This window comes from Roseateles oligotrophus (assembly GCF_014204525.1).
Taxonomy (GTDB): Bacteria; Pseudomonadota; Gammaproteobacteria; order Burkholderiales; family Burkholderiaceae_C; genus Paucibacter_A; species Paucibacter_A oligotrophus_A.
The window spans coordinates 256,872-282,870 of sequence record NZ_JACHLP010000007.1 but is presented as its reverse complement, the minus strand read 5'-3'; the positions used below and the strand labels follow the sequence as shown (position 1 = coordinate 282,870).

Genomic DNA, 25,999 nt, shown 5'->3' with positions numbered 1-25,999 from the left:
GCCAAGGTGCCGAGCACCCCAGCCAGCTTTCACGCGAGGGTGTTCGTGTCCGCCGCTCAGTCCGCCATTCAGCAGCAAGTGCATGCGCTGTACAGCGACCACCACGGTTGGCTGCACGGCTGGCTGCGCCGAAAGCTGGGCTGCACGCACCAGGCCGCCGATCTGGCGCAGGACACCTTCGTGCGCGCCTTGCTGGCCCCGCGGCTGGACGAGTTGCGCGAGCCGCGCGCCTGGCTCACCACCGTGGCCCACGGCCTGATGGTGAACCACCTGCGCCGGCAAGACCTGGAGCGCGCCTACCTCGAAGCACTGGCTGCCCAGCCGGTGCCTCATGCGCCCAGCCCCGAGGAGCGGGCGATGGTTCTCGAAACCCTGCATGAGATCGATGCCCTGCTCGACGGCCTGCCGCCCAAGGCGCGCAGCGCCTTCCTGCTCTCGCAACTCGAAGGCTTGAAGTACGCCGACATCGCCACGCGGCTGGGCGTGTCGGTCAGCATGGTCAAGAAGTACATGCTCCAGGCCATGACGCACTGCATGGGCGTCGCAGCGCCGTGACTACGGCCCCGCCATCCCCTGGGGCATCCACGTCTGGCCCCGACGCAGCCCCGTCGGCCGAACTCCTGCAAACCGCCGCCCGCTGGTTCGTGCAGCTGGCCTCGGGCGAGGCCACCGATGCAGACCGCCAGCGCTGGCAGGCCTGGCGCGCCGCCGATCCCCGGCACGAGGCCGCCTGGCAAAGAGCCCAGGCCGTGACCGCGCCCTTTGCCCATATCCCCCCAGCCCAGACCGGCGTCTCGGTGGCCGCGCTCGAAAAGCAGCAAGGCCGGCGCGCCGCTCGCCGCCAGGCGCTCAAAAGCCTGGGCGGGCTGGCCGGCTTGTTCTGCGCTGGTTGGTTCGGCTGGCAAGGCTGGCGCAGCAGCGACGCCTCCGCCGACGCGCTGACCGCCGTGGGCGAACAGCGCGACCTGCTGCTTGCCGACGGCAGCCAACTGCGCCTGGACACCGACACTGCCATCGACGTGGCGTTCTCGGCCAGCGAGCGCCTGATCCACCTGCGGCGCGGCCGCGTGCTCATCACCACCGCCAAGCCAAAGGGCGAGGGTGATGGCGACCAACCCCCGCCACCGTTCTGGGTCGAAACCGCCGAAGGCCGCGTGCGGGCGCTGGGCACGCGCTTCGCGGTTCGACAGGACGCAGGCAGCACGCACGTGGCCGTGATGGAGGCGCGTGTGGCCATCCACGCCGGGGCGCTCGGTCATTTCGGGTTCGCGCCCACGGCTGAGGCGGTGGCAACGGACGATGCCCCCATCCTCGCTGCGGGCGAAGCCGCACACTTCAACCGCCTGGGCCTGCTTGGCCGCAGCGCGGCCCGCAGCGCCGACAGCGCCTGGGCGCGCGGCATGCTGGTGGCGGACGACCTGCCCCTGGCCGACTTCGTGGCCGAACTGGCGCGCTACCGTACTTCGCCGCTGCTGTGCGACCCGGCCGTGCGGGCGTTGCGCATCTCCGGCACCTATCCTTTGACCGACACCGACAAGGCGCTGGCCGCGCTGGCCCGCGCGCTACCGGTGCGCGTGGTGCCGGCGAGAGGGAACGATCCGGCGGGAGGGCTTGCGATCCGCCCGCTATAGAGCGGCTTTGTCATGACGGCCGCTGGCCGAATGCAATCCGCGCTGTACCTTTTTCGCGTTCGATTGGCGTGCAGGGTGAAAACCTTCATCCAACCGAACCCGAGGAAGCTTTCCCATGCACAGCCAGCACACCCGGACACCCGTCCGCCGCCCGTTCCCCCCATCCACCCGGCCCGTCATCCACCCCCTTGCACTGGCACTGCACCTCATCTTTGGCGGCACCTGCCTGACAGCCGTGGCGCTGCCCACGCCGGCCATGGCGCAAGCGCAGAGCACGGCTCGCGAGTTCGACATTCCCGCCGGCCCGCTGGCGACCACACTCAACCGCATCGGCGAATCCGCCGGCCTGCTGTTGAGCTTCGACCCAGCCCTGGTCAAGGGCAAAACGGCCCCAACCATCAAGGGCCGCCTGACCGCCCAACAAGCGCTGGAGCAGGCCCTGGCAGGCAGCGGACTGATGGCCAGCGCCGATGGGGCGTCCATCGTCATCAAAACCGCGCCGCCAGCGCCCGTGAGCGCGAAAGAGGCGGTGCTGCCGGTGGTGACGGTAAGGGCTGGCGCCGAGCGCGAGACAGCCAACGGGCCGGTTACCGGCTACGTGGCCAGGCGCAGCCTGGGCGCCACCAAGTCCGATCTTCCGCTGGCGGAAACGCCGCGCGCTGTGTCGGTGATCACCGAGGACCAGATGCGCGACCGCAAGGTGCTGACGGTGGAAGATGCCGTTGCCTACACGGCCGGCGTGCAGGTGGGCATGTCGGGCAACGATCCACGCTTTGACGAGATCTATGTGCGTGGTTTCGACGTCACCACTGACGCAGACTACCGCGACGGCCTGCGCCAGCCCAACTCGGAATGGTTGTCGTACTCCCACACCGAGCCCTATGCCCTGGAGCGGCTGGAGGTGGTGAAGGGCCCGGATTCGGTGACCTATGGCCAGATCAGCCCCGGTGGCCTCGTCAACCGGGTCAGCAAGCGGCCCAGCCGAGATGCGGTGCGTGAGGTGGAGGTGCAACTGGGTACGAACGACCACCGCCAGGCGCAGTTCGACCTCGGCGGGGAACTGGCACCGCAGAGCGACTGGATGTACCGCCTGGTGGGCCTGACGCGCAAGGCCAACACCGGCACGGTGGGGGTCAACGACGATGGCACCTACATCGCGCCCGCGCTCACCTGGGCACCCTCGGCGCGCACCCAGGTCACCTTCCTGTCGCATTGGAATCGTTTCGAAACAGCGGGATCGCCCAAGCCCTTTCAGGCGCCGGACGGCACACTCACCGAATTCTGGAACGGCGACGTCGACTTCGACGGCCTGAAGCAGACGCAGTGGGCGCTGGGCTACGAGGCCCGCCACCAGTTTTCCGACGACTGGACCGCGCGCCAGAACCTGCGCTACGCCCGGGTGCGCACCGACAACCAGTACTTGGAAGGCACGCTGGATGCCGACGGCACCACCATCCTGCGCGACAGCTACGGCGTCTACGAGAAGATGCGGACCCTGGCCGTGGATACCGCGCTGGAAGGCCGCCTGTCCACCGGCGAGCTGCGCCACGCACTCACCCTGGGCCTGGATCATTCCCGCCTGACGGCGGACGTGAGCTACCTGTATGGCAGTGCGCCGTCGATCAGCATGACGAGCCCTGACTACCATCAGGCCGTCACCCGCCCCGATACCGTGCTGGTTGAGCAAGGCGTGAAGGGCACGCAAACCGGCCTCTACCTCAACGACCAGATCACGGTGGACAACTGGCGGCTGTCGGCCGGCGTGCGGCGCGATACGGTGCGCCAGACCCAGACCGATCTGAGCACGGGCGAGCGCACACCTCAGACCGACCACGCCACCACCGGCAGCCTGGGCGTGCTCTACCGCATCGACAACACCTGGTCGCCTTACGCCAGCGTGGCCACCTCCTTCATCCCGCAGTTCGGCAGCAACCTGGCGGGCGATGCCTTCAAGCCCACCAAGGGGAAGCAGGTGGAGTTGGGGCTGAAGTACCAGCCGGACGGCGGCCGCGTCAGCCACACCATCAGTGTGTTCAACCTGGTGCAGCAAAACGTCAAGACCCGCGATCCGGCCAACGAGGTCAATTACGTCCAGACCGGTGAGGTCCGTTCGCGCGGGTTGGAACTGGAGTCCAACCTCAGTCTGGCCGCGGGCCTGGACCTGACCGCCAGCTACACCTACAGCGACGTCAGGATCACCCGCAGCAACGACGGCAACGAAGGCAAGCGGCCGATCACCACCCCCAAGCACATGGCCGCAGCTTGGGTGCACAAGCGCTTTGGTGGCGGATTCTTGCAGGGCGTTGATGTGGGCCTGGGCGCGCGCTGGACGGGCGAGACCTTCGCGGACGCAGCGAACGCCGCGCGCAATGCCGGCTACACCATCGTCGATGCGCGCATCGGCTACGACCTCCGCGAGGTGCTGCCGGGCGCCAAACTGGGCCTGAACGCCACCAACCTGACCGACAAGCGCTACCTGTCGTGCCAGGACGGCTACTGCTACCGGGGTCGCGGGCGTACTGTGGTGGCCAGCTTCAACTACCAATGGTGAGCCCGGAACACGGCGCGGCGCCCCGACGCTGGCGCGTCCGGTCAGCCATGGTTTGGCTGCACCGGTGGGTGGGCCTGGGCATGGCCGCCTTCCTCTTCGTCGCAGGGGTGACCGGCGCCGTGATCTCCTGGGACCACGAACTGGACGAGTGGCTCAACCCGCACCTCGTCGAGGCCCCCGCTGCGCAGGCTACGGTGGCCGGCCCGGCACCGGCGCCACTGGCACCATTGGCCTTGGCGCGGCAGGCAGAGGCACGCCATCCGCAGGTAGAGGTGACCTACGTGCCACTGGCGGTCGAGCCCGGCCATTCGCTGGCGCTGTTCGTCGAACCTCGGGTGGATCCGGAAGCCGGCAAGCTCTTCACACCGGGTTTCAACCAGGTGTTCATGGACCCGGCAACCGGCGAAGAGTTGGGGCGGCGCGAATGGGGCGCCGTGTGGCCGATCAGCCAGGAGAACTTCGTCTCCTTCCTCTACGTGTTGCACTACAGCCTGCACCTACCCACCTGGGGCGGCATCGACCGTTGGGGCGTGTGGCTGATGGGCATCGTGGCCTTGCTGTGGACGCTGGACTGCTTCACCGGCCTGTACTTGACCCTGCCTGCAGCCCCGCTCAGACAGGCACGCAAGCCGATGGGGCCGTCGGCTGCCGTCTCGCGTGCCCGTGCATGGTGGCAGCGCTGGCTTCCTGCCTGGAAGGTGCGCTGGCGTGCCAATGCCTACAAGGTCAATTTCGACCTGCATCGTGCGGGCAGCCTGTGGGCCTGGGGCCTGCTGCTGGTGCTGGCCTTCACCGCGTTTTCGCTGAACCTGTACCGGGAGGTGTTCTTCCCGGCGATGTCGTGGGTGTCCGACGTCACGCCCTCACCGTCGGACACGCGCACGCCGGCACCGCTGGATCGGCCCATTGCCCCAGGGGTGTCGTTCGAGGCGATCCTGCCCATGGCCGTGCAAGAGGCGGGGCGGCGCGGTTGGCCCGAACCCGCCGGTGCGATCGGCTATGACCGCAGCGTGGGCCTGTACACGGTTCAGTTCTTTGAGCCGGAGGACGAGCATGGCGCCGGGGGCGTGGGGCCGCGTGCGCTCTACCTGGACGGACAGGATGGGCGGGTTCTCGGGGCACGCGAACCCTGGCAAGGCACAGCGGCAGACCTCTTTGTGCAGGCCCAGTTCCCTGTCCACTCAGGACGCATTCTGGGGCTGCCCGGCCGGATCCTGGTCTCGGCTTTGGGGCTGGTGGTGGCCATGCTGTCGGTCACCGGGGTGGTGATTTGGTGGCGCAAGCGGCGCGGGCGACAGGGGCGCTGAGCCACAAGACCATCCGGGTTGGTGCGGACAGGTGTTCCCAGTCACAGCGCCAGGTCCTCACGCCTTCGGGAAGCTGCGCGCGCACCACGCGTCAATTTCGGCGTCGGTGTAGCCCAGCAGACTGCTGACCAGGCGCTCCCGCATCTCGTTGTGGCCCGTCCGCTCGGCCACACGCTGCACCAGCAGAAAGGCCGGAATCCGCCAGGCCTCGGCAGCCAGGGCGAATAGCACGTACTTGGCCCGGAAGTCGCGCCGCAGCCTGGGAGAGAAGGGGCCGGACAGCACGGCCTCGGCTCGCACAAATCGCCCGCTGGCGACGTGTGGCGCAAAACGCGCCTCAGGGATGATGCGCTCGTCCGGCAGCACGCTGATCTCGTCGTAGAACACTGCCAAGGGCTTGCGCCCGGCCAGCATCAGTTCGAGTTCGCGGTTGGTGTGGTTGGCGGCTTGAAGGTCGATCGGATTCCGTTCCATGTTCATCACCCAGGAACGCGCAGTGCGTTGGCATCCGCCGTGGCAATGACCTGCTCGATCCGCACAACAAGCCGCTGAAACAGCGCCACGTCCGCTGCACCGTAGGCTCGATGCACGCCGTCCAGAATGGCCTGCTGAAGCGTTTCTCCGCACAGCCCGTTCTCGGCACACAGAGCCGTCAAGTTCACATCCGCAGCCCCGCAACCGGCCCCAACCCCGCACACCGCTGACCGCCAGGCCAGGTTGAAGACCTCTGCCTGCGCATCGGTGTAGGCCTGCCCGTCAAGATGGTAGCGCTGCGTACCTCCAGCGCTGTCAAGTGACAGTTCCGGACCCAACTCCCACAAGAGGAGGGGATCGCGTGGGGACAGTATCTGCGCGCGCAGAGTGTCCAGTTCCGTCGGGCCCAGCGAAGTTCGGCCGGTCCAACTGGCTTGCAGTTGCATCAGCGGATCACCCTTCGCGCGCGGATCAAAGGCCAACTCGTGGATGACCTTGCCATTGAGCTCTTCGGACGAGAAACCGGCACATCGCTGCCGCAGGTCATCCAGTGCGGTTTGATGCCGACGCGCCAGATCGTGCGGCGCGTTGGGTGGCATCGCTTCGACGTTCGGCATGGACACGACAATGTCAAAACACAGTCGGCGCAGCGCCTGGGCGTGAAACACGCCCCCAAGTTCGGGGTGGCAAAGCGCCCCTTCCGCAGCGGCTCTGAGGTCGCGCTGGGCGAGCAGGGCGTGTGCTGAGTACTGGGCAGCATTTTGGGGGGTGTCATGTGCTCTCGGCGCGGCGGCGGGATGAGCAAGTATCTGGCCATCTGCCGCCGTCGCCTGAGCACTGTTGGGTGCAGTCCGGTTCGCACCGTCGGCATTCGCGTTGACAGTGGCGGGGGCCGAAAAGGGGCGTTGCACGAAGTACATAGAGGCTGCGCCCACGGCAAGTGCCACTGGAAGCAGCCACAGCCACTTGGAAGACAACCAAGAACGTTGCATGTTGAGCTGCGGTCGCCATCCAGTTCTTCCAGGACAGATCAGGTATGCCGGCGACCAAAGGTTTGAGGGTGGTATGCATGGTGTGGCCTCGGTGCGCTTGCATTGCAGCACCCTGACGCAACACGATAAAATGCGAACGATTCCTATTATTAGCCAAGGTGCCGAGCACCCCAGCCAGCTCTTACGCGAGGGTATTCGTGTCCGTAGGCCAGTCCGCCATCCAGCAGCAAGTGCATGCGCTGTACAGCCACCACCACGGTTGGCTGTACGGCTGGCTGCGCCGCAAGCTGGGTTGCAGTCACCAGGCGGCCGATCTGGCGCACGACACCTTTTTGCGCCTGCTGACGCGGCGCGACGCGCTGGCGCTGGACGAACTGCGTGAGCCGCGCGCCTACCTGACCACGGTGGCCAAGGGCCTGGTGTCCAACCACTATCGGCGCCAGAAGCTGGAGCTGGCTTGGGCAGAAGCGCTGGCGTCCATGCCCGAGCCGCTGGCCCCGGCGCCCGAGGTGCGCGCCATGTTGCTCGAAACCCTGATCGAGATCGACCGCTTGCTGGGCACCTTGCCCGGCCCGGTGCGCGAGGCGTTCCTGCTCTCGCAGCTCGACGGCCTGCCGCAGGCCGAGATCGCGGCACGGCTGGGCGTTTCGGTGCCTTCGGTCAAGCGCTACGTTGCCCGCGCCCTGGCGCTGTGCTGCTTTGCCGATGAGGGCTGAGCCGCCACCGATCCCGCCCCAAGTGCGGCAGCGGGCCGCCGAATGGCTGGTGGAGCTGCAGGCTGACACGGCGGACGACGCCACCCGTCAACGCTGGCGCCAGTGGCGTGACGCCCACCCCGACCACGAACGCGCCTGGCAGCGCATGGCAGCCTTCAGCGAACGCCTGCAGGGCATGCCCGCCGCGCTGGCCCGCAATACACTCGCGGCCACCGCCAAATCATCGTCCGACGTGGTTCGCACGCCGCGCCGCCAAGCCATCAAGACGCTGGCCGTGCTGCTGTTTGCCGGCGGCACCGCCTGGACGCTGCGCGAGCACACCCCTTGGCCCGAGTTGGTCGCCGATGCGCGCACCGGCCCCGGCGAACGCCGCAGCCTCACCCTGAGCGACGGCACCCGTGTGGAACTCAATGCCGATACCGCTCTGGACATCCGCTACAGCGGCGAAGAACGCCTGCTGCGCCTGCTGCGGGGCGAGATCCTCATCACCACCGCGCACGACGATGCGCCGGGCAACGAACGCAACACAGTCGGGCGCCCCTTCCTCGTAGAGACCGCCCACGGCCGCATCCGCGCCCTGGGTACGCGCTTTGCCGTGCGCCGGCTGGAGGTTGACGCAAACACGGGTGCTGCCGATGCCAGCCTGGTCAACGTGTACGAAGGCGCAGTCGCCATCCGCCCACGCGACGTGAATGGCCAGGGGCTTCCCGCCGAAGGTGCTGACCCGGTATTGCGCGCAGGCGAAGCGGCGCGCTTCACCCGCCAGGCCGTCACCCCCGCCCAGGCGGCCGACCCCGCCACGGTGGCCTGGGCCCAGGGCATGATCGTTGCGCAGGACATGCCGCTGGCCGACTTTGTGGCCGAACTGAACCGCCAGACCCGGCGCGACACCGAGACCGGCGCCGGCCGCTGGGCGGTTGATCCAGCCGTGGCCCGGCTCAAGGTGTCGGGCACCTACCCGCTGGCCGAGCCGGCCAAGGTGCTCGACATGCTGCAAACCGCCCTGCCTATCCGCGCTGAGCGGCAGCGCCGCTGGTGGGGTGGTGCCGAGGTGGTGTTGGCGGCGCGGTGATCCCTTTGCGCATCTCGCGGGGCAATGAAGACAAGCACGCTGTCTTCAACCATCCCGGAGAACCACACCATGGGTCGCACCGACCGACACACCCTATCCGCCGCCCGCCACGCGCCGGCTTCGGCAAACAGCCCCAAACATACCGCCCCAGTTCCCACCGCTTTGGCCCGCGCCGTAGCGCACGCCGTGTGGGGCATGGGCATGGCCCTGGCCGCACAGCCCACCCTGGCCCAGCAAACCAGCCCGCAGCCCACCCAACCGCAAGAAATTTCGGCGCAAGAGGCGGCCCGCACCTACGACATCCCGCCCGGCCCGCTCACCACGGCGCTCAAGCGCCTGGGGCTGGAAGCGGGCATCTTGCTGTCCTTCTCCACCGAGCAGACCAACGGCCTGCAAACCCCGGGCGTGAGCGGGCGCCACACCCCCACCACCGCCCTGCGCGCGCTGCTGGCCGACACCGGGCTGGAGGCCGTGCGGCAGCACAACGGCGGCTGGCTGCTGGTGAAACGCCCCCCGCCGCCGCCCAAACCTGAGGCCGCTGCACCGCTCAAGGAGGCGGTGTTGCCGGTGGTAACGGTGAGGGCGGGAGCGGAGCAGGAAACGGTTACCGGGCCGGTGGCGGGCTATGTGGCCAAGCGCAGCGCGACGGCGACCAAGACCGATACGCCGCTAATCGAAACACCACAATCCCTGTCCATCCTCGGCCGCGACGAACTCGACGCAAGGGGAACATCCACCGCGGCCGAGGCCATGCGCTACGTCGCCGGCGTGCAGGCGGAAGCGTATGGTCATGACAACACAGAGTTCGGATGGCTCACCCTGAGAGGTTTCGACGATCCCTACGCCTACCAGTATCTCGACGGGCTGAGAACGCCGGGCTACAGCTTCCTGACGCACAAATTCGAACCGTTCGGCCTGGAGCGCATCGAGGTGTTGCGCGGTCCCGCATCGCTCATGTATGGGCAGGCCGAGGCGGGCGGTATCGTCAACAGTGTGAGAAAGACACCACAGGCTGATGCCCCTCGGGAGATTCAAGTCCGGTTCGGTAACTTTTCCCGCAAGCAGTTGGCGGCAGATGTCGGCGGATCGATCGACGACGATCAACGCCTTGGATATCGCATTGTCGCCGTCGGCAGCGAAGCTGGGGAACTGGCCAAGTACCCCGGGCTTGATCGCCGCGAGACCAAGCGCAACTACATCGCACCGTCCTTTTCCTGGACCCCCTCGGTAGATACGACATTCGTCTTGCTGAGCGAATTCCAGGAGCTGAAGAGTCCGGTCGGCAATGTCGAGTTTCTCGACTCCAATTGGCGCAGGACCGGCCTGCTTTCCAGCGAACCCAGCTTCGACAGGCACGATCAGCGCCAGTGGAACGTTGGTTATCAGTTTTCACATCGCTTCAACTCCACCTGGAGCGTCCGACAGAACCTGCGCACGGCCGAAAATCGATTGGATGTGAAGGGAGTCTGGGGTTACAGCAGGGACGCGGATACCGGTGAAATTGCCCGCGCAGCCAACGTGCTGCACCAGAACATCCGCTACACGGCCGTCGATACGCAGTTGACGGGGCACTTTGCAACCGGCCCCTGGCAGCACACACTGCTGAGCGGCATCGATTACATGGACATCGATTTCGATCTGGTGCGCTACCGCAGCTGGAATGCGCCGGTTCTCAATATCAACCTGCCTCCAGCAGGCCAGTACGGGCAGGCCGTCACGACCCCGACCACGCTGTTCCGCAGCTTCGACGACAAGCAGCGCCAGCTCGGCATCTACGTCCAGGATCAGGTCAAGTTCGACAACTGGGTCCTCTCGCTCGGCGGCCGGTGGGACAAGGCCAAGACGGACAGCCTTGATCGACGATTCAGCGAGACGTCCAAGGCCGACGACGAAGCGCTTTCCATGCGGGCCGGAGTGAACTACCTCTTTGCGAGCGGCGTGGCGCCCTATCTGAGCTACACGGAGTCGTTTCTTCCCCAACTCGGCCAGAGTGCCGATGGCCGTCCGTTTGAACCCACACGGGGCAAGCAGTATGAGCTTGGCATCAAGTACCAACCCCCCGGTACGCGACAACTGTGGACACTGGCGCTCTTCGACCTCACCAAGACCAACGTACCGACGACAGACCCTGACAATCCCGACGAGCAGCTTGCAATCGGCGAAGTGCGCTCACGCGGCGTCGAACTGGAAGCCAAGCTCAGCCTGACGCGCGGCCTCGATCTGACGGCGCAGTACACCTTCAATGACGTCAAGATCACCCGCGACAATGATGGATTCGCCGGCAAGCATCCGGTGATCGTACCGAGGCACATGGCATCCGCCTGGATCGACTACACGCAGCAGGGCGGTGACTTGCGTGGATTGGGCGTGGGCCTGGGCGTGCGCCACGTTGGTAGCCGCTATGCCGACCAGGCCAATACCATCAAGAGCCCGGCCTACACCCTGGTCGATGCGTCGCTTCACTACACCACGGGGCCATGGCGACTGGCACTCAACGTGAGTAACCTGTTCGACAAGGACTACGGGACGGTCTATTCGAACTACGCCTACTATCCGGGGGCTCGGCGAACGGTTATCGCCACGACCAGCTATCGCTTCTGACCTCAACTCCCCGGCTCGCGCGCGCCTCTGGTCCATTTCTCCGGCGCGCCCCGGGGCACGTTCAGCTCAGATGTCCGCCACCCTCGCCCACTCTTCTACCCGCAAGCCCGCCGCGCAGGCGGACCCGCAGGAGTTGTGGGTGAGCGGGGCGGCCTCCTTGTCCAGCGCAAGCCCATGGTTGCTAACAGAGCACATGCAGTGCAAAATAAGTGCATCTTCACTGCATGGAGTTGCGCCATGAGCACCGTACTGCAACAGCCCTTTGCCGAGCAGTTCCGCGAGCCGGACACGCCCTACCTGTCGCCGGCCCGGATCGGGGATTGCTTTGGCTTCAAGGTCCAGGAACTGGCCGAGCGCGCCCACGTGCATCGCAACACGCCGACCGCCAGGCCGCATGCGCCGCAGTTGCAAAAGTACCTGCAGGACATGGTACGGGCGCTGGCCGTGGCCACCGAGATGACCGGCGATGAAAACCGCGCGGCTTTCCTGTTGCGCAACGAGCCGCTGCGCGTCTTCGGCTACAAAACGGCCGATGCGCTGATCCAGGACGGACGGGCCGATGCGGTCATCGCCTATCTGGAGTCGCTGGCGGGCGGCGCGGCGGGATGATCCCGAGCATCACCCTTGGCGAGAGCAAAGACGAAGTCTGCTACCGCGTCATCTCGCCCGCTTACGCGGGCACTCCGCTGTCCGGAATGGGAGCGGCGCGTCAGGGCGGCCGCTTCAACCGGCCGGGGCAGGAGGCGCTCTATCTGGCGCTGAATGAAGCCACCGCCTTGGCCGAATACAAGCAGGACATCCCCTGGCTGCGGCCGGGAACGATCTGCACCTTTTTCGTCCGTGGGTTGAGGGTGGCCGACCTGCGCAACGGCTTCGACCCGAAGCGGTGGCCGGCGTTGTGGGCAGATTTCGCGGTGGACTGGCGGGCCGAGTGCTTCGGCAAGTCGGTCGAGCCTCCCACTTGGTACATGGCCGACGATGCGGTCGCCGAGGGCCTGGACGGGATCCTTTTTCCATCGCAGGCACATCCCGGCGGCATCAGTCTGGCGGTCTACCGGAGTTCGGACCGGCCTGCCGACCAGTTGCGCGTCTACGACCCGGACGGTGCGTTGCCGAAGATCGCGCCGCCGCGATAGGCTGGAACGCACTGGCTGGCAAGGCGCAGAGCTGTTGACGATCGTCAGCCGGCTGGTCACTTCGGTGTCTTTTGGGCACCAAACCACAACCGGTTCCGCTTTTGGGCCTCTCATTCGATTAACCGGATGAGAGGCTTCCCAATCGTCCAGTCCTCCGCTGGGTTGGCGCGAAGGGGCAGCTTGATTTCGCTGATCAACCCCTTGTCCAGGAAGACGAAGCATGACGAAACGCGCCATCCACGCCCGCCGCAGGGCCGCCACACCCAAAGCCACACATTCGACCCACCACCGGCCCACACCCCTGGTACTGGCCGTGCACCTTGCGCTCATGGGCGGCACGCTGATGGCGTCCGGCTGGAGCACCGTGGCCTATGCGCAAGGCACCGGCACGGCGTCATCTTCGGCCGAAGCAGCGCCGAAGCGCTACGACATTCCCGCCGGACCGCTGGGCACGGTGTTGTCCAGGTTTGCAGGCGCCTCGGGGGTGCTGCTGGCTGGCGCCTCGGACCTGGTGCAAGGCCGCAACAGCCCGGGCTTGAACGGCACCTACACCGCCGAGGCAGCCATCAAGGCCCTGCTTGCCGGCACCGGGCTGGAGGCTGTGCGGCAGGCAAATGGCAGTTATGCGTTGCGGCAAGCTGCGGAGCCGGCACCAGCAAGCCCTCCGCGCCCCGCGGTTGAGGCGGTGTTGCCGGTGGTGACGGTGAAGGCAGGGGCAGAATTGGAGACGGCGACCGCGCCGGTGGCGGGGTATGTCGCCAAGCGCAGCGCTACAGGCACCAAGACCGATACGCCGATCGTCGAGACGCCGCAGTCGATTTCCGTCCTTGGCAGACAGGAGATGGAAGACCGAGGCGCTCTTTCCGTCATGGAGGCACTGCGCTATGTCCCGGGAGTTGTGAGCCAGGTTTACGGAGCAGACACACGTGGACAGGATGACTGGCTCAACCTACGCGGATTCTCAGGCTTCGGCACATCGCTCTATCAGGATGGTCTGCGGATGAACACCGATGCCAACGCGTTCGCGAACCAGCGCAGCGAACCCTACGGCCTGGAGCGCATTGAAGTGCTGCGTGGCCCCGCATCCGTGCTGTACGGAAAGGGGGATGCAGGGGGTATCGTGAATCGTGTCAGCAAACGGCCCCGGGCCGATGCGCCACGCGAGGTGGAAATACAACTCGGCAGCCGAAACCGACAGCAGGTCGCCGCAGACATCGGTGGCTCCTTGGACGAGCAGGGCAAGGTTCTGTATCGGGTGGTTGGCCTTGGATTGACGGCAGACACACAGGACAGGTACATCAACGGTGACCAGGTGTCTGACACCCGTCTGTACCTGGCACCTTCGCTGACCTGGACCCTGTCCAAAGATACATCGCTGACCATCATGTCCGAGTTCTTGCGCGATCGAAACGACGGGTTTGCGTTTGCTTACACCCCACCAGGCGCATCCACTCGTATGTCCTCGTCCATTCTGGTGGGAGAGCCAAAGTTCACTGGCTTTGACCATGATCAGGCGGCCATTGGCTACCTGTTCGAGCACAGATTGAATGACGCCTGGACCGTGCGCCAGAACACGCGCCTGTCGGATGTAGACGTCACCTATCGCCGCATCACATCGCGCAGTTTGGCCGACGATGGCCGTACGCTGGAGCGCCGAGTTCGTGTCTTCAAGGAGAACAACAAGCAGGTCGCCATCGATACGCAAGTCGAAGGTGCGATCAAGACTGGGGATATCGAACACAAGCTCCTGTTCGGCCTGGACGCCGAACGCCAGAAGACGAGCAACCTCACCTTCACTGGCGAAGTGGGAACGCTGGACGTCCTCAATCCGATCTACGGCCAGACCGTATCGGTGTCCCCAACAGCCGATTTCGACGATTCAGGGCAACGCCTGAGCCAACTGGGCCTGTATGCGCAGGATCAGATGCGCTTGACCCGAAACTGGTTGGTCACGCTGGGTGGGCGCATGGATTGGACCACTGTAAAAACCCTCGACCACATGGCTGGAACCTCGATTGAGCAGAAGGACAAAAAATTCACCGGTCGTGTCGGTATCAACTACCTGACCGAATCCGGTTGGACCCCGTACTTCAGCTACGCCGAATCCTTCCTGCCGACCATTGGTCGCGATGCCAACAGCAATGCCTTCAAGCCGACCCAGGGGAAACTATATGAGGTGGGCGTCAAGTTCACGCCCGACAACGGTCGCAGCCTTTACACCGCCGCGTTGTTCGATTTGCGCAAGGACAACGTGCTGACCATCGACACCGCGAATCCAGACTACCAGATTCAGAAGGGGGCAGTGCGATCGCGGGGACTTGAACTGGAGGCGAAAACAGCCATCACCAGGGGTTTAGACCTGATCGCGAACTACACGTACAACGATGTTAAAGTCATCAAGAGCAACGACGTTGATCTCGGGAAGGTTCCGACATCGACACCCAAGCAAACGGCGTCGGCCTGGCTGAACTACAAGGTTCAGACCAGTGATTGGCGTGGTCTTGGCATCGGCATTGGTGTGCGGCATGTCGGCGCCACGTACAACGATGCCGCGAACAGTTCTCGCAATCCGTCGTTTGCGTTGCTTGATGCTGCCCTGCACTACGACACGGGCCCATGGCGCCTGGCGCTCAACATAAGCAACCTGACGAACAAGGAGCAAGTGGCCGCCTGCTTCGAATCGGTCGGCGGCGGCAATCAGTGCTTGTACGGCCAGAAGCGGACGGCAGTACTCAGCGCCAAGTACCGATTCTGACGAGGCGTTGCACGAGCCACCCAGTCCTCCCAACCCAGGCCGGCACGGCCTCGGGGTAGCGAAAGGAACGCTGCGGTGAGCCGCTGGTGTACGGGCGATGGCACACAGCACAGGGCACTTCTACGCTTTCACACGCGCGCGCGGTGTCCTTTTTCCGATCTCGCGTGTCATAGCAAGTGAGAGCCCTGTGCGCGGCCGCGCCGCGTACAGGTTTCCCTTACTTCGATCCCCTTCACCCGCCGCCAGCACCGGGCGTTGACTTCGGCCCCGCATCTGCCCAGCCGCCGCGTTCGTCTCTCGCTGGCAGGGGATGGTCATGGTCGAAGCGCGGCCAATGGCGGGGTTGAACGGGTAGAGAAAACCCACCAAAGGACTGCACATTTTCGGCCGTCGTGCGTCTATAGAAAGAGTAAGACTCATTTGCAATTACCTGATTCTCGAAGAACAACAATCGATGCGTCATCCGCCGCTTTCACTCGCCTCTGCCCTGCCCGTCCTCGCCCGAGTGGCCTGCGCCGTCCTGGGCGGCTACGCGCTGACCGTGCTCACCGCCATCGACCTGGCCGGAGCCCTGCCGCTGTCGCGCGCCGATGGCGTGCTCACGGGTATGCTGGCGGCGTTTCCGCTCTACGCGGCGGCGGTGATGTGGGCCTTCGCGGCGAAGAGTGCCCGCCTCGCCTGCCTTGGCATGCTGGGTGCGTTGGTGCTGGCCGGGGCAGCGGCCTGGGTGGCGACATGAGCGCCCCCAACCCTGGCTTTGCCAGGCCCCCCGAGGGGGTACCGTCGTTCTTGGGGCGGCCCGGCGAACGACTTTTGAGGGCAGCACCATGAAGGAAACCTTCCGCGCCTCGATGGCCTGGCTGCACACCTGGGCCGGCTTGCTGCTGGGTTGGGTGCTGTATTTCATGTTCGTCACCGGCACGGCGGGCTATCTGGACACCGAGATCGACCGCTGGATGCAGCCCGAACTGCCCCTGGTCGCCCAGGCGGAGGAACCGGCACCGGCCGCAGAAAAGGCGCTCGCCTCGCTCGCACAGCGAGCACCGCAGGCCGATCGCTGGTTCATCGGCCTGCCAACCGGGCGCGAAGCCTTGCACCTCTCCATCTTCTGGCAGGCGGGCAAAGGCCCGCAGGCCGATGGCGATCTGGAACTGGACGCAGCCACGGGGGCGCCGCTTGCCTCGCTCGGCGCACGCGCCACCGGCGGCGGGCAGTTTCTCTACCAAATGCACTGGCAACTGCACTACCTGCCGCGCGCCGTGAGCGACTGGCTGGTAGGTGTGGCGGCGATGTTCATGCTGGTGGCGCTGATCACCGGCATCGTGGTGCACAAGAAGATCTTTGCCGACTTCTTCACCTTCCGGCCGGGCAAGGGGCAGCGCTCGTGGCTGGACGCACACAACGTGATGAGCGTGCTGACGCTGCCCTTCCAACTCATGATCACCTGGTCCGGGCTGGTGTTCATGATGTTCGTCTACCTGCCGCTGGTGGTCTCGGCCCACTATGCACCGGATGCCGCCACCGGCAAGAGCGGGCGCGAGGTGTTCTTCAACGAAACGTTCGAAGGTGGCCTGCATCTGGAGCGCGCGGGCCGACCCGCACCGCTGGCGCCCTTGCAGCCCATGCTGGCGCTTGCTGAAGCACGCTGGGGCGCGGGCAAACTCAGCCGCATCGACATCCGTTACCCCGGCGACGCGAACGCACGGGTTGTGCTGCGCGCCAGAGAAGACCTGTCCCCGCTGAGCAGCGGCGAAACCCTGGTGTTCGACGGCACGAACGGCGCACTGCTGCATGTGCTGCCGGCCGTGGGCTCGACACCGAAAGCGGTGCGCGACGTGCTGCTGGGTTTGCACGAGGGGCTGTATGCAGGGCCGTTGCTGCGCGGGCTGTACGTGCTTTCGGGCCTGATGGGGGCCGCCATGATCGCCACCGGCCTGGTGCTGTGGGCCGTCAAGCGCCGGCAGCGCGCAGCCAAGGCGGGGCGCGTGCATGGCGGGCTGTGGTTGGTGGAGCGGCTCAATGTGGGCGGCATCATCGGCCTGCCCGTGGGTATTGCGGCGTATTTCTGGGCCAACCGGCTGCTGCCGCTGACCCTGTCTGATCGGGCGGCGTGGGAAGCACATGTGCTCTTCTTCGTCTGGGCCGCGCTGCTGCTGCACGCGGCGCTGCGCCCGGTGGCGCGCGCCTGGAGCGAGCAAGCGACAGTGGCGGCGCTGGCATTTGGCCTGCTGCCGGTACTCAATGCGCTGACCACCCACCGCCACCTGGGTGCGTCGCTGCCGCAGGGCGACTGGGTGATGGCGGGGTTCGACCTCGCCATGCTCGCCCTGGGGGCGGTGTTCGCGGGCCTGGCGCGGCATCTAGTTCGCAAGGCGAGAAACGCAGCGAGGCAGTCCGCATCAGCGACCTTGATGACGGTGGAAGCATCCACGGTGGGGGCCACACGGTGATGGCGGCGCTGGCACCCCTGATGGCCTTGCTGTTGAGCTTGGCCGGCTTCGTGGCGCTTGCCCTGGCCATGGAGCGGCATCACCGGCAGGTCTGGCATCGCGCACCATCACGCAAGCAGTGCCTGCTGCTGCGGTGTGTAGGCGTCATTGGCTTGGGCGCGGCGTTGACCACCTGCGTGGCTCACGCAGGCGGAGCCACCGGAACCGTGATTTGGCTGGGGTTGATGACGGTCGCCGCCTTGACGGTGGCGCTGGTGCTCGCCTATCGGCCGCGCTGGTTGGCGCTGGTGACGGCGCAGCCCAAGCCGGAGCCATCGACGTCCGCCTCGTGACACCGCCACAACCTGACGCGCCGCCCCTTGGGGGGACTGCCGTCTCTACCCCCTCTTCCTGACATGCCCGCGACCGCCCCTCCCAACCTCTTTCGCCAAGCCGCCCCGTTCGCACTGGTCGGCGCAGCGCATCTCGTCCTCCTGTGGCTTGCCACGACCGCACTGGCGCGCAGTCCGACGCCGGTGATCCCGCCTTCCGTGGTGGGGCAGCTCGTCTCGCAGGCGCCGGTGACCGAGCCTCAACCGCTGCCCATGCAGCCTGAACCGCCCCGACCCAAACCGGTGGTCAAGCCGCGCCCGACACCCGCGCCGCCCTTGCCCAAGGCGCCGCCCTCGGAGCGTGCCGTGACCGCCCCGCCAGCCGAACCCGAGCCGCCGGTGAATAACGCTCCGGTACCCGCCGAACCGCTGCAGCCCGTGCCGGCCGCCGCACCTACACCCGCCCCGTCGCCCAAGGCCGAGCCGGAGCCGGTGGCACCGCCGCGCTCCGACGCATCCCACCTCAACAACCCGGCGCCGGTGTACCCGGCGCAGTCGCGCCGCTTGCGCGAAGAGGGGCGCGTGCTGTTCGACGTGTACATCCTGCCCAACGGCAGCGTGGGCGAGATCAGGCTCAAGCGCAGCAGCGGCTACCCGCGTCTGGACGAAGCCGCACTGGAGGCCGTGCGCCGCTGGCGCTACGTGCCCGCCAAACGCGGCGACGAACCCATTCCCTACTGGTACGTGCAGCCCATCGATTTCGAGTACAGCTCCTGATCGACGGGCTCCGCGAACCCTTCCGAATCCAACCTTTTTAGGAGATCCCACCCATGCCATCCAATCCCTACGGCATTGCCGCACTCTGGAACCAGGGCGATGCCGTCATCAAATGCGTGGCCGTCGCGCTGCTGCTGATGTCCATCGTGTCGTGGACCATCATCGTCACCCGCACATGGCGCGCGGCCAGGCTACGCCGGGCCAGCCGCGCCATGGCTGGCTTCTGGCACACGCACAGCTTTGCCGAAGGCATGGCGCTGCTGGACGAACACGGCGAGGCCAACCCCTTCCGCCACGTGGCCGTCGAAGCCCAGGCAGCAGTGGACCACCACCGCAGCAACGGCGACGACCTGCACGGGCAGATCAGCCTGGCCGAGTGGCTGACCGAAAGCCTGCGCGGCGCCATCGACGAAAGCGCCGAGCGCATGCAGTCGGGCTTGGCGGTCTTGGCCTCGGTGGGCTCCACCGCGCCCTTTGTCGGGCTGTTCGGCACCGTCTGGGGCATCTACCACGCGCTGGTGGGCATCGGCACCTCGGGCCAGGCCAGCATCGACAAGGTGGCCGGTCCGGTGGGTGAAGCGCTGATCATGACCGCCTTCGGCCTGGCCGTCGCGATCCCGGCAGTGCTGGGCTACAACGCGCTCACGCGCAACAACAAAGGCGTGGTGAACAAGCTCAATCGCTTCGCACGGCAACTGCACGCCTACTTCCTGACCGGCTCGCCGGTGGCCAAGGCCAGCGCACCGGCAGCCCCGGCCCGCAAGGCGCCGGCCAGGCTCGCCACCCAAGGAGGCTGACATGGCCTTCGGCGGCAACCTCGACGACAACGACGACGTGGTCAGCGACATCAACATGGTGCCGCTGATCGACGTGATGCTGGTGATGCTGATCATCTTCATCATCACCGTGCCGGTGCTCACCCACTCGGTCAAGCTGGACCTGCCCCGCGCGGACAACACGCCCAACCTGGTCAAACCCGAGACGGTGAACCTGTCGGTCACGACCGACGGCAGCGTGTTCTGGAACGACGAGCGCGTGAGCGACGAACAACTCGGCCAGCGCCTGGAGGCGGCAGCCAGGAAAGACCCGCAGCCCGAGGTATTCATCCGCGGTGACCGCAAGGTGGAGTACGAGCGCGTGGCGCAGGTCATGGCCACCGTGCAACGCTCCGGCGCGCTCAAGCTCGGCTTCGTGACCGAGCCGGGGAACTGAGCGTGACAAGCATGGCCACTCCGGCAGCGACTTGGCTCGTTACTTTGGCGGCCACGGCTTGAGGCCGATACCGCGATGCCAGTTGAGACACCCACCCCTCGCGACATAAGCCAGCTCTCCTGGCAGCCAGGGGCCGGGACGCTACAGCGCCTGCATACGTCGGGGCTCAGACTCACGCAGGCACGGCGCGCAGTGCTGAGGGCCCTGCACGACAACCGCGGGCGCTTTCTGGATGCCGAGGCCGTGCACCGATGGACGAAGGCCGCGACCTGGCGCGTGAACCTCACTTCGGTGTATCGGATCCTCGCCGAGTTGGACAAGGCGCGCGTCGCGCAAGCGACACAACTTGGCGCGCGCACGTTCTACAGCATGGTGCCGGAAGGCGAAGCCGCCCAACCGCACTTCGTCTGCCGCCGATGCGGGCATGCCCAGGCACTCGGTAGCGATGTGCTGCTTACGCAGCTCTTCGAAGGCGCCGCCAGACTCGGCTTCCATCTCAACCAGAGATTGACACTTGTCGGCGTGTGCTCGGCCTGCAATGCCAGCGCACCAGGATCTGTCAAGCGACATCAGAAACAGACACTCTGACAACAAAAGGTCGGGGCGGTGGCATGCCCCAGGGCGAGTTGGATGTGTGAGGGCCGTCAGCACGAAATTGCGCCCCTCTGACACAACACGATAAAATGCGAACCATTCTTATTCACAGCCAAGGTGCCGAGCACCCCAGCCAACTTCCGCGCAAGGGTGTTCGTGTCCGCCGCCGAATCCGCCATCCAGGAGCAAGTGCATGCCCTCTACAGCCACCACCACGGGTGGCTGTACGGCTGGCTGCGCCGCAAGCTGGGGGACGCGCACCAGGCGGCCGATCTGGCGCACGACACCTTCGTGCGGCTGCTCTCCCGGCGCGAGGCGCTGGCGCTGGATGAACTGCGCGAGCCGCGCGCCTACCTGACCACGGTGGCCAAGGGCCTGGTGTCCAACCACTGGCGCCGCCAGCAACTGGAAGAGGCCTGGGTCGCGACGCTGGCGGCCCTGCCCGAGCCGCTGGCACCGGCGCCGGAGGTGCGCGCCATCCTGCTCGAAACCCTGGTCGAGATCGACCGTCTGCTCGACACGCTCAAGCCCAAGGTCCGCGAGGCTTTCCTGCTCTCGCAGCTCGACGGGCTGACCTACAAACAGATCGGCGAGCGGCTCGGCGTGGGCGAGCGCATGGTCAAGAAGTACATGGCGCAGGCCATGCTGTGCTGCCTGCAGGCCGACGATGGTCGATAGAAGCGGCGCCGCCGCCGACGAGCGCATCATCCAGCGCGAGGCGGCCGAATGGTTCGCCGTGCTGCACGACGAACAGGCCAGTGAGGAGCAGCGAAGGCGCTGGCGCGCCTGGATCGATGCCGACCCCGCCCACGCCCGCGTCTGGGAACGGGTCAAGGCCATCAGCCAGCCCTTCGCCCAGGCCGCCAACGCCGCCCCGGCACAGGCACTGCGCGAAACCCTCGCCAAGGCGCAGTCTGCCGGGCGCCGCCGCGCGCTGCGGGTGCTGGGCCTGGGCGGCGTGACGGTCGGGGCCGGCCTGCTGGCCCGCCACACCTTGCCCTGGCTGCCCTGGCAGGGCTGGCTGCACGAGTACGCCTTGGCCCGGGCCGACCACCGCACCAGCATCGGCGAACAGCGCAGCCTCACGCTCCCGGACGGCACGCGCCTGGACCTCAACACCGCCACGGCGGTGGATGTGTACTTCGGGCGGTCGTTGCGGCGCATCGTGCTGCACGCCGGAGAAATCCTGGTCGATTCCGCCCCCGACACGCAGGCGCCCGCCCGCGCGTTGGTCGTCGATACCCCTTGCGCGCGCCTCACCGCGCTGGGCACCCGCTTTGCCGTGCGCGGCGATGCCCGCAACGAGGCATTCAGCGGCCACGTCGCCGTGTTCGAGGGCGCCGTGCGCATCAGCCTCGCCAACGGCGCGCACCTGGAAGTACCCGCCGGCCGGCAGGCCCGCTTCACCGCGGATGGCATCGAACCCGACGGCCGCGCCGACCTGGCGCGAGAAAGCTGGTCGCGCGGCCAACTGGTCGCCGACGACATTCCCCTGGCCGCTTTCGTGGCCGAGCTCTCGCGCTACACCCCGGTTTCCGTCACGGTCAGCCCGCAGGCCGCACCCTTGCGGCTCGTGGGTGCCTACCCCATCGCCCAGCCCGCCCGCGACATCCCCGTCATCCTTGCCGCACTGGAGAGCGCCTTGCCGGTCCGCGTCGAGCGCACACCGGCGGGTGGCGTGCACATCCGCGCGCGCTGAGCGGATTGGCGCGCACCGCAGTTCCCCTTTTGGCCCGCTGCGGGGCATACCGGATGAAACACTCAATCTCATCCGGAGCCCGATGCCATGACGAAACCCACCTTCTCCCCCCGCCCGCAGCGGCTGGCACTGGCCGTGCACGCCGCCATGATGGCCCTACCCATGACGGCCACCGGCGTAGCGATCTGCGCCGCGCCGTCCGCCGCCCACGCCCAGGCAACAGCGCAAGCACCGGCGCAGGCGATGCATGACTTCGACATCCCGGCCGGACCCCTCTCCACCGCCCTGACCCGCGTCGCCGCACAGTCCGGCGTACCCCTGACGGCGGACGCCGCGCTGACCGCAGGCAAGACCGCACCCGCGCTCAAGGGCCGGATGACGCTGCGCGAGGCGCTGGCACAACTGCTGGCCGGCAGCGGACTGGCAGCCGGCGCGGAAGGAGCGTCAATCGTCATCAAGGCGGCGCCGCCAGCACCGGGCGGTGCGAAGGAGGCGGTGTTGCCGGTGGTGACGGTAAGGGCCGGAGCTGAACAGGAAAGCTCCTGGGGGCCAGTGAAGGGCTACGTTGCCACGCACAGCGCGATGGCGACTAAGACGGATACGGCGATCATCGAGACGCCGCAGTCAATTTCCGTCATTGGGCGCGATGAACTCGACGCACGCGGCGTGAATGCCACCATCGAAGCGCTCCGCTATGTGCCGGGCGTCGTTACGTCGTTCTATGGGCAGGACGACCGTTCATGGGAGTGGTTTTCGATTCGCGGGTTCGGGAGCAGCTATGACGCCAACTACCTGGACGGACTGCGCCAGCCTTCCGGCGGATACACCGTTCTCCAGAACGAGCCTTACGGACTGGAGCGCATCGAGGTACTGCGCGGCCCCTCGTCGACGATGTACGGCCAGGGCGACGCGGGCGGCGTCATCAGCCGCATCAGCAAGCGGCCGCGAGCCGATGCTCCGCGCGAAGTGGAGGTTCAACTCGGCAACTATGGCCGCCGTCGGCTTGCCGCAGACCTGGGCGGGGTGCTGGATGACGACGGCAAACTCATCTACCGCGTCGTGGCGGCAGGTCTCGGTACCGATCCTCAGAATGACTATCCAGGCTGGGACGAGAAGCGCAGTAAGCGCACCTACATCGCGCCGTCGATTGCCTGGAAGCCGTCCCCGGACACAACCCTGGTCGTCCTGGCGGACTACCACGCCTTTCGCACGACCAGCAACAGCAACGAGTATGTCGGCCAGGATCACAAGCGCACCCGCATCCTGACCGGCGAGCCTTCGCACGATCTGCATGACCAGCGCCAGTGGAGCCTGGGATATCAGTTCGAGCATCGCCTCAACCCTAACTGGACGATTCGACAGAACCTTCGAACGGCACGTGCCGACCTCGATGCGAAATTCGTGTATGGATATGGCTCCGCTGATGCTCTGGGCAACTTCGCTCAGGATGCCTACAAGCGCGACGAAAGCCTGCGCTACACGGCGCTGGACAACCAGTTGCAGGGGCGATTCGACTGGTTTGGCATGCAGCATACTGCTTTGGTCGGCGTTGATTGGTTGCGGGTCAACTTCGACGACAAGGCGTACACCGGCGCCGGCCCGACGTTGAACGTCAACAACCCGGTCTACGGCCAGCCGGTGGCCGATCCCTCGACGCTGTACGAAAGCTACGTCGACAAACAGCGGCAACTAGGCTTCTACGCACAGGATCAGATGAAGCTTGGCCCGAGCTGGCGAATCACCGCTGGATTGCGCCACGACCGTGCCCACACCGACAACAACGAAAGACTGGCCGCAACGACGCCCCGTCGCGACGACTCGGCCACCACCGGCAGGCTGGGGGTGAGCTACGTCATGGCTTCCGGGCTTGCGCCGTACGCCAGCTACGCGGAATCGTTCCTGCCGCAGGTAGGCAGCGATTTCAGCGGCAAGCGCTTCGATCCGACGCGTGGCAAGCAGCTCGAGCTTGGCGTGAAGTACCAGCCGGGCGAAGGCAAGGCGCTGTTTACCGCCGCCGTATTCGACCTCACCAAAACGAACGTGCAGACCCTCGACCCGGAACATGTCGGCTACAACGTGCAGACGGGTGAAGTCCGCTCGCGCGGCCTGGAACTGGAGATCAAGCAGGAGTTGTTCCGTGGACTCAACGTGTCTGCGCAGTACACCTGGACCGACACGGAGGTGACCAAGAGCGGCGATGCAGACTTGGGCAAACAACTGCCCAACGTCCCGAGGCACCTGGCGTCTGCTTGGATGGACTACAAGGTGCAGGGCAACGACTGGCGTGGCCTCGGCTTCGGTCTGGGTGTCCGACACGTGGGCAAGCGCTATGACGACTCGGCGAACTCGCTGACGTCTTCGTCCTACACGCTGGTTGACGCGGCCTTGACCTACGACGCCGGCAACTGGTCTTTGGCATTGAACGTGAACAACCTGTTCGACAAAGACTACCTGGCAAATGCGTCGTATGGCTACCCCGGCTCGCGCCGCACGGCAGTCTTGAGCGCCAAGTACCGCTTCTGACGCCGGCGCGCTGGCTCGCGCAACAACGGACTGAGGGAGTAGTTGCGCGAAACTCCGTTAACCTCACGTCCATATTTCAGACCTCCAGACTTGGCATCAGGTGCATCCACCATGAGAAAAAACGACGCTCACATCCCTCCCGTATTTCGCCTGTATCCAATTTGGTTTGTCTGTTCCGCGGCATCTGCCATCGCCGCATGGATCTGGGGATCGTCCGAATGGCCGGCACATGCGTTCAGCTTCGCTTTCGGCATATCCTCATCACTCATTGCCATCTGCATGATTGTGGCGACATGCGTTTTTCTACTCGGTCGGACATCTTGGAAATACGCACACTTTGCTCGAAATGATTTCGCCAATTTCTGCCCCTGGATCGTACGCCGGCTGCATCGAGGCATTTCTGCGCTCCTCGGTTTTGGTCTCGTTACGGCCTTGGCATGGGCAAGCATTCACAGTCAGAATGGCGCGAAGCTGACCCTCCTCTGCGCGCTTTTCTCCCTTGGGCTGGGGTGGTGTGCGTATTGCCTGCAAGCCCTTTTGGAAACACAGAACTCGGGGACTTGGCGGGCAGCATCGCACTGATCGCGAATTCGATCCAAAACCGCCTGATTTCGACGGAGACGTGAGGCAACCCCATCGATACGCTTGCTTCCATACCGTATCGAGAGCTCGCCACCATGCATTCGATCCAGATGTCCCAGTCCCAGCCTTCGCACGATAGCGAAGGGAACACGCCCATCGCCGATATCGTCGAGACGCGGCTCTGGATCGACGAGCACAACTGGCTCTACGGCATCCTCAAGAGTCCGGCCAATCAGGCGCCCACCTTTCGCTTCCCCGATCTCATCAGCGCGTGCGTGACATCCACGCTGTCTTCGTCCGAAGGGGCTCGCGCGCTGTTCGACTACCTCGGCATCCAGCTTGTGCTGCGCGACCCCGCCACGGCCCGCCGTCGCGAGGCCATGTGGCGCCGACAGTATGAGCAGTTGCAGGCGCTGCAGCGCTCGCCTGCGAATCAGCACCCCAACCCCAAGTTCCAGTTGGACCAGTTGACCACGGCTGCGGTCGCGCTCTGCCGCCAGGCCGACCCGTCGGGCACGCTGGTTCTGAAGTACGCGCGTCTCAACATGGTTCAGCGCGCCACCGTTCGATCCGTGGCTCCGCAGGATTGATCGCCAAACTGATTTCACCCGTGCAG

23 protein-coding genes are annotated in these 25,999 nt (G+C 65.9%); 21 read left to right on the top strand and 2 right to left on the bottom strand.

Annotated features, from left to right (window positions below):
* Positions 1-45: 45 nt before the first annotated feature.
* From HNP55_RS18225 to HNP55_RS18210, 4 genes are all read left to right on the top strand, one after another.
* Positions 46-555, top strand: a complete 510-nt coding sequence (locus tag HNP55_RS18225; RefSeq protein ID WP_348648730.1) for a sigma-70 family RNA polymerase sigma factor — start codon at positions 46-48, stop codon at positions 553-555.
* A complete protein-coding gene (locus HNP55_RS18220) occupies positions 552-1,631 on the top strand; it encodes a FecR domain-containing protein (RefSeq protein ID WP_348648729.1) in 1,080 nt (359 codons plus the stop codon). Before HNP55_RS18225 ends, HNP55_RS18220 begins: the two co-directional genes overlap by 4 nt.
* A 115-nt stretch (positions 1,632-1,746) precedes the next feature.
* Positions 1,747-4,182, top strand: a complete 2,436-nt coding sequence (locus HNP55_RS18215) for a TonB-dependent siderophore receptor (protein ID WP_221439657.1) — start codon at positions 1,747-1,749, stop codon at positions 4,180-4,182.
* Between the two features lie 47 nt (positions 4,183-4,229).
* Complete coding sequence (locus HNP55_RS18210) at positions 4,230-5,489, top strand: PepSY-associated TM helix domain-containing protein (RefSeq protein WP_184302598.1); 1,260 nt, start codon at positions 4,230-4,232, stop codon at positions 5,487-5,489.
* Positions 5,490-5,546: 57 nt separating this feature from the next.
* On the opposite strand, the gene HNP55_RS18205 is transcribed toward HNP55_RS18210, so the two are convergent.
* Positions 5,547-5,969: a hypothetical protein gene (locus tag HNP55_RS18205; protein WP_184302595.1), complete on the bottom strand. Its 423-nt coding sequence runs from the start codon at positions 5,967-5,969 to the stop codon at positions 5,547-5,549.
* Positions 5,969-6,955, bottom strand: coding sequence for a hypothetical protein (locus HNP55_RS18200; RefSeq protein WP_184302592.1), 987 nt, complete (start codon positions 6,953-6,955; stop codon positions 5,969-5,971). The genes HNP55_RS18205 and HNP55_RS18200 overlap by 1 nt, the downstream gene beginning before the upstream one ends.
* Positions 6,956-7,152: 197 nt before the next feature.
* On the opposite strand from HNP55_RS18200, the gene HNP55_RS18195 reads away from it, so the two are divergent.
* The 17 genes from HNP55_RS18195 (at position 7,153) to HNP55_RS18115 (ending at position 25,973) form a co-directional block, all read left to right on the top strand.
* The gene (locus HNP55_RS18195) at positions 7,153-7,671 is read left to right on the top strand and encodes a sigma-70 family RNA polymerase sigma factor (protein WP_184302589.1); all 519 of its coding nucleotides are present in this window, start codon (positions 7,153-7,155) and stop codon (positions 7,669-7,671) included.
* The gene (locus HNP55_RS18190; protein ID WP_184302586.1) at positions 7,661-8,743 is read left to right on the top strand and encodes a FecR domain-containing protein; all 1,083 of its coding nucleotides are present in this window, start codon (positions 7,661-7,663) and stop codon (positions 8,741-8,743) included. Before HNP55_RS18195 ends, HNP55_RS18190 begins: the two co-directional genes overlap by 11 nt.
* 69 nt (positions 8,744-8,812) lie before the next feature.
* Complete coding sequence (locus tag HNP55_RS18185; RefSeq protein WP_184302583.1) at positions 8,813-11,344, top strand: TonB-dependent siderophore receptor; 2,532 nt, start codon at positions 8,813-8,815, stop codon at positions 11,342-11,344.
* A gap of 237 nt (positions 11,345-11,581) precedes the next feature.
* Positions 11,582-11,953, top strand: a complete 372-nt coding sequence (locus HNP55_RS18180; RefSeq protein ID WP_184302580.1) for an antitoxin Xre/MbcA/ParS toxin-binding domain-containing protein — start codon at positions 11,582-11,584, stop codon at positions 11,951-11,953.
* Positions 11,950-12,480 (top strand): RES family NAD+ phosphorylase, encoded by a 531-nt coding sequence (locus tag HNP55_RS18175; RefSeq protein WP_184302577.1) that lies wholly within the window; start codon positions 11,950-11,952, stop codon positions 12,478-12,480. The genes HNP55_RS18180 and HNP55_RS18175 overlap by 4 nt, the downstream gene beginning before the upstream one ends.
* Positions 12,481-12,700: 220 nt before the next feature.
* Positions 12,701-15,235, top strand: a complete 2,535-nt coding sequence (locus tag HNP55_RS18170; protein WP_184302574.1) for a TonB-dependent siderophore receptor — start codon at positions 12,701-12,703, stop codon at positions 15,233-15,235.
* A 454-nt stretch (positions 15,236-15,689) separates the two neighbouring features.
* Entirely contained in the window at positions 15,690-15,974 is a 285-nt protein-coding gene (locus HNP55_RS18165) for a DUF3649 domain-containing protein (RefSeq protein ID WP_055397101.1), read from the top strand.
* An 88-nt stretch (positions 15,975-16,062) separates the two neighbouring features.
* The gene (locus tag HNP55_RS18160) at positions 16,063-17,685 is read left to right on the top strand and encodes a PepSY-associated TM helix domain-containing protein (protein WP_184302570.1); all 1,623 of its coding nucleotides are present in this window, start codon (positions 16,063-16,065) and stop codon (positions 17,683-17,685) included.
* A gap of 20 nt (positions 17,686-17,705) precedes the next feature.
* Positions 17,706-18,017: a DUF3325 domain-containing protein gene (locus HNP55_RS18155; RefSeq protein WP_202907156.1), complete on the top strand. Its 312-nt coding sequence runs from the start codon at positions 17,706-17,708 to the stop codon at positions 18,015-18,017.
* Positions 18,018-18,362: 345 nt separating this feature from the next.
* A complete protein-coding gene (locus HNP55_RS18150) occupies positions 18,363-18,773 on the top strand; it encodes a TonB family protein (RefSeq protein WP_221439656.1) in 411 nt (136 codons plus the stop codon).
* Positions 18,774-18,826: 53 nt separating this feature from the next.
* Complete coding sequence (locus HNP55_RS18145) at positions 18,827-19,570, top strand: MotA/TolQ/ExbB proton channel family protein (protein WP_184302567.1); 744 nt, start codon at positions 18,827-18,829, stop codon at positions 19,568-19,570.
* A 1-nt stretch (position 19,571) separates the two neighbouring features.
* Positions 19,572-19,985: an ExbD/TolR family protein gene (locus HNP55_RS18140; protein WP_184302564.1), complete on the top strand. Its 414-nt coding sequence runs from the start codon at positions 19,572-19,574 to the stop codon at positions 19,983-19,985.
* A gap of 75 nt (positions 19,986-20,060) precedes the next feature.
* Positions 20,061-20,573 (top strand): Fur family transcriptional regulator, encoded by a 513-nt coding sequence (locus tag HNP55_RS18135; RefSeq protein WP_281385266.1) that lies wholly within the window; start codon positions 20,061-20,063, stop codon positions 20,571-20,573.
* A gap of 123 nt (positions 20,574-20,696) precedes the next feature.
* Positions 20,697-21,257, top strand: a complete 561-nt coding sequence (locus HNP55_RS18130; RefSeq protein WP_409993755.1) for a sigma-70 family RNA polymerase sigma factor — start codon at positions 20,697-20,699, stop codon at positions 21,255-21,257.
* Complete coding sequence (locus HNP55_RS18125) at positions 21,247-22,278, top strand: FecR domain-containing protein (RefSeq protein ID WP_184302558.1); 1,032 nt, start codon at positions 21,247-21,249, stop codon at positions 22,276-22,278. The genes HNP55_RS18130 and HNP55_RS18125 overlap by 11 nt, the downstream gene beginning before the upstream one ends.
* A gap of 87 nt (positions 22,279-22,365) precedes the next feature.
* Complete coding sequence (locus tag HNP55_RS18120; protein ID WP_184302555.1) at positions 22,366-24,801, top strand: TonB-dependent siderophore receptor; 2,436 nt, start codon at positions 22,366-22,368, stop codon at positions 24,799-24,801.
* Between the two features lie 677 nt (positions 24,802-25,478).
* Positions 25,479-25,973, top strand: coding sequence for a hypothetical protein (locus HNP55_RS18115; protein ID WP_184302552.1), 495 nt, complete (start codon positions 25,479-25,481; stop codon positions 25,971-25,973).
* Positions 25,974-25,999: the final 26 nt, after the last annotated feature.